Genomic DNA, 4,056 nt, shown 5'->3' with positions numbered 1-4,056 from the left:
CACGCCGTCGAGCGTCAGCGCGTCGTGATTGTCGGCAAGGTCCTGGCCCGAGTACCGGTAGTTGACGAGCAGACCGTGCGACTCGGCCATGCCCTTGTCGCTCGTGTCGCCCATCCAGTTGATGCGCTCGACGCAGGCGCCGTTGCGCAATTGGAAGCGGGCGACCGGGTCCAGCGGCAGGCCTCGGCGGCGGGCGCCGACCAGGTATTATGATCGATCCGAACTGGTCAGAATACCGAGTACAACTTTAGGAGATGCAATCAATGCAGGAAAAATATTGCTGTCCCTGGGAACATCTCTTTTACGAACCAGTATTACTGGATTCTGCTTCTGGAGATGCTGATAGCGGTGATACGGTTGAATACTATCAGTCGGCGCTGAAATCTGGAGAGCATCGTATCTTAGATATTGGTTGTGGGACAGGTCGCTTAGCAATTCCTCTGGCTCAATGTAATTATGAGGTCCACGCAGTTGATTGCTCGCCAGAGATGATTTCTTTCTTCCAGGACAAGTTAAAAAGTTTCAGCCAGGAAGGACACTCTAGCCTGCAAGATAATCTACATCTCAGTTCCCTGGATATTGTGACATCTTCCTATGGGAAGAAGGTTGATGTTGCGATCGCAGTCGATGACTTTCTAACCCATTTTCTGGACAAATCTAGTTTACGGAGTGCCCTTAAGAATATTGCCCTTAGCCTTAAGCTAGGAGGACGTTTTATGACAGATTTACGTGGTCGCAGTCAAGAACGACTGGCCAAAGCTAGCCAAGCCGGAGCTAAACCAATGCTTTTTTTTGGGATTGTTCATCAAGTATCAACCCCTTCTGGGAATCGCTCTGTTGCCATGCGCTCAGCTGAAGATTACGATCCCCATAGACAAATCATGACAAGTAACCAAATATTTGAATGGATTGCACCTGATGGGACAGTTGAGCGCACAGTCTATCGTACACTCCGACAGCGATTGTACCATCAAGAAGAACTAGAAAAGATTGCTTTAGACGTCGGTCTAAGGTTGGTATCTGTGTACAAGCGTCTTCATCCCATGCAGCCAGCCAGCTTTACCTCAGGGATGTCTTTAGAATTTTGCACAGTGTAGTTGAAAAACTTCAAATACGTGTATGGACTTACTTCTCTCAGCCCACGCTGATGATGTTGCTTATTCGATTGGTGGTCTTCTGCTGAAAGGATATTGTCACGAACCTAAGCTTGTGACTGTTTTTCAAAAGAGCATTTATGCGCCCTATAGTGTGGAATCAGGATCCTCCGAGGCCGTTATTTGCAATATTCGATATGCAGAGGATATCGCCTACGCGAATAAGTTAGGGCTTCAGCATGAGGGCATCGGTCTTAAGGATGTGACACTTCGGGGTTATACTAACCTGGATACAATCTTTACTGTAACTGATTATCGTCAGGATCCCGATGCGGAAGCAAGTATTCAAGCTATTCAGTCCTTTTTAAACACGCAAACTGGTGTAACACGCCTTTGGGTTCCTCTGGGAATTGGCAACCATATCGATCACATCATTCTGCAGAAAGCTGTTTTGTTATGGTCAGCCACTTCTTCGCTGGAAAAGATTTTTTATGAAGATGTTCCCTATACGGGGTTTGAAGAACTCAGTACAATTGAAACCTGGGTTCAGCAAACCTTAGGTGCTGCTGAGTTAGAAATGATTGACATCTGTCAACACCTTGAAGAAAAGCTCCAAAATTTACAACTATATTCCTCACAAGTCTCTTCCGAAGATCTTGAGCGGGTTAAGTTTCATGCTCAGCGCATTGTAGCCGGAACGGCTGTGGAACGTATTTGGCGTCAGAAGACCTGACGCTTTAATCAATTAGCATTGCAAACTAATTAGTACACTAGGTACATAGAAGTGTACCTATGAATATTGGCAATCCATGAACATCGTAATTGTGACTCAATGGCTCGAGCATATGGGAGGATCGGAGGTCCTAACCATGGCCACTGCACTGGCTTTAGACCTGTTGGGACACCAGGTGACGGTTATGATCGCGGAAGGAACCATTCACCCTAGCTTTACAGCACAATTACAACAGCAAAACATTCGTTTTATTTCTTTAGATGTCGAGGGTTCCCTAGACAAAAAACTCAATACTCTCCAAGCGTTATTAGTACAACAGTCATGGGACATCCTTCACTTTATTCCGGTGGAGTCCTTAGCTTGTGCCTGGGTGCAACATACAACAGATACAGCGCATAACAACATTCCGATTGTAGTTACAGAAACCACCAATGCTTCTCCCTCAGTTTGGTGGATGGGCAAAGATGAACAATATGTGTTGCAGAACGTTCAGGGTGTGATTGCCATGTCTTATCAGGCAGCAAGTAACATTTGGCGTTTACGTGACAAAAACAAGCCTCTACATGTGATTCCCTCCTTTTTACCTCCCCAGAATAGATCCTGGGAAACCTTTATGAGTCCAATTGCAGAGACTGCATTTAACCATATTGGTTGTATCAGCCGTTTGTCTGAGGAAAAAGGGTTAGAATTCCTATTAGCAGCAATGGCAATGCTCAAGGCTGAAAACTCTCAGATAACGCTCCATTTATACGGTGATGGACAAGAGCGTTACCGAGTCGAGTCTCTCATTCGTGCCTTTGAGCTGGAGAATTCGGTGATTTTACATGGCTATGTTGAGGATATCTATGAAGCGATCGAGCAGTGTAGCTTATTTGTTTTGCCGTCTTTGCTTGAAGGCCTTCCCCTTTCGTTGCTCGAGATTATGGCATCAGGTCGCACCTTCATTGCAACGAATGTGGGCGGTATACCAGAACTTGTCAATGATGGCGATTGGGCCATGCTGGTCGAAAAAGGAGATTCCAGAGCATTGGCGAATGCAATCAAATGTATTGCCTATAATCGAGAACATTTACTGCATGCTGGCAAAAAGGCAAGAGCTGTGTACGAAAAATCTTGGCATTCCAAACTCATGGCAGAAACTATCGTTAAATTCTACAAAGATGTTTTGAGCCGAGCTGACCTGTAGAGAAATTTATCCCCAGTTACTAACACAACATTTAACTCACGAGCCTGGTCACAAAATTCTCAAACTGTAGAGGCATTCAAGTATTTTCCTAGAAGCCCACCTAACTTCATCAGCACTGTAATGGCAGCGACGATGAAAAATCTTATAACCCACATTCCGCAGGTTGACAGTGTTGCTGGGGGATTTTATTAAAAATGCTAGAATGCTTACTATATAAGCATTAAACCCAGATTAATACGAGCGTGGTGCTAGCCAGCTCAAACCCCAGTCAATTCGGGCATGTGAGTCGTCCAGGGGAGAGATTAGTTGGGGCAACGATTGAGGGTAGCAATTGCGTAAACTGTGCGTTCGCTGCGCCACTAATAGCCGACCCAATGGGGTCGAATAGCCGACAATGAAGGACTATTCAACCGTGAGTCGGTTGGGACTTAATTCCTGAAACCATTGCCCCGTCTGACTTTTAAAATCTTCAAAACGTACATGAGGACCTGCGGAATGTGAGTTATAAGCCATCAGCCCGGTTTAATTTAGAGTATTTATTGTTCGTATTTATACTAACTAGTAACTAGTAAAATTTATTGAGTAACATTATTTACAATCTGGATAGCTTCTTGCATAAGCAAGTCCAGATGATGCTCACTTTTGAAACTTTCTCCATAAACCTTATAAACGGGCTCTACCATTTCCGTTCCTGACGGACGAGCAACAAACCATCCATTAGTCGTCCTGATCTTAATCCCTCCCAATGATGCATCATTCGCCGGAGCCCTGGTAAATTTAGCAACAATAGGATCCCCCGCCAGAGTAGACGCACTTATTTCAAACTCTGAGAGTTGACTTAGTTTTTTCTTTTGGCCTGGTTTAGCAGGAACAAAAATCTTAGTATAGTAACATTCACCATACTTATCGGTTAAATCTTGATAGTGCCTGCTGAGATCCTTTCCACTTTTCGCAAAAATTTCTGCTGCCAACAAGTTCATGACAATCGCGTCTTGAGCTGGTGGCCATACGGTAGCGTTTTTACTCTGGAAGGATGCTCCAGG

Annotated in this window: 4 protein-coding genes and 1 pseudogene; 3 read left to right on the top strand and 2 right to left on the bottom strand. The window is 44.8% G+C overall.

The genetic code is table 11. The features are described 5' to 3' along the window. Window positions 1-204 (bottom strand): malonyl-CoA decarboxylase family protein (locus F6J94_RS34540; RefSeq protein WP_367142302.1); only part of this gene is annotated, 204 nt, incomplete at its 3' end. Window positions 205-263: 59 nt separating this feature from the next. On the opposite strand from F6J94_RS34540, the gene F6J94_RS31370 reads away from it, so the two are divergent. The 3 genes from F6J94_RS31370 to F6J94_RS31360 all read left to right on the top strand — a co-directional run bounded on the left by F6J94_RS31370 (window position 264) and on the right by F6J94_RS31360 (window position 3,013). After that, on the top strand, window positions 264-1,097 hold the full coding sequence (locus F6J94_RS31370; RefSeq protein WP_293019859.1) for a class I SAM-dependent methyltransferase: 834 nt from the start codon (window positions 264-266) through the stop codon (window positions 1,095-1,097). Window positions 1,098-1,119: 22 nt separating this feature from the next. After that, entirely contained in the window at window positions 1,120-1,827 is a 708-nt protein-coding gene (locus tag F6J94_RS31365; RefSeq protein WP_293019858.1) for a PIG-L family deacetylase, read from the top strand. A gap of 76 nt (window positions 1,828-1,903) precedes the next feature. Further along, a complete protein-coding gene (locus F6J94_RS31360; protein ID WP_364304350.1) occupies window positions 1,904-3,013 on the top strand; it encodes a glycosyltransferase family 4 protein in 1,110 nt (369 codons plus the stop codon). 575 nt (window positions 3,014-3,588) lie between these two features. Here the strand turns inward: F6J94_RS31360 and F6J94_RS31355 are convergent. Further along, a pseudogene (locus tag F6J94_RS31355) lies at window positions 3,589-4,056 on the bottom strand (phosphoglucomutase, alpha-D-glucose phosphate-specific); the annotation flags it as partial.

The organism is Moorena sp. SIO1F2, from assembly GCF_010672755.1.
Classification (GTDB): Bacteria; Cyanobacteriota; Cyanobacteriia; order Cyanobacteriales; family Coleofasciculaceae; genus Moorena.
The sequence above is the reverse complement of the archived record's forward strand: the minus strand, read 5'-3'. Positions and strand labels throughout refer to the sequence as shown.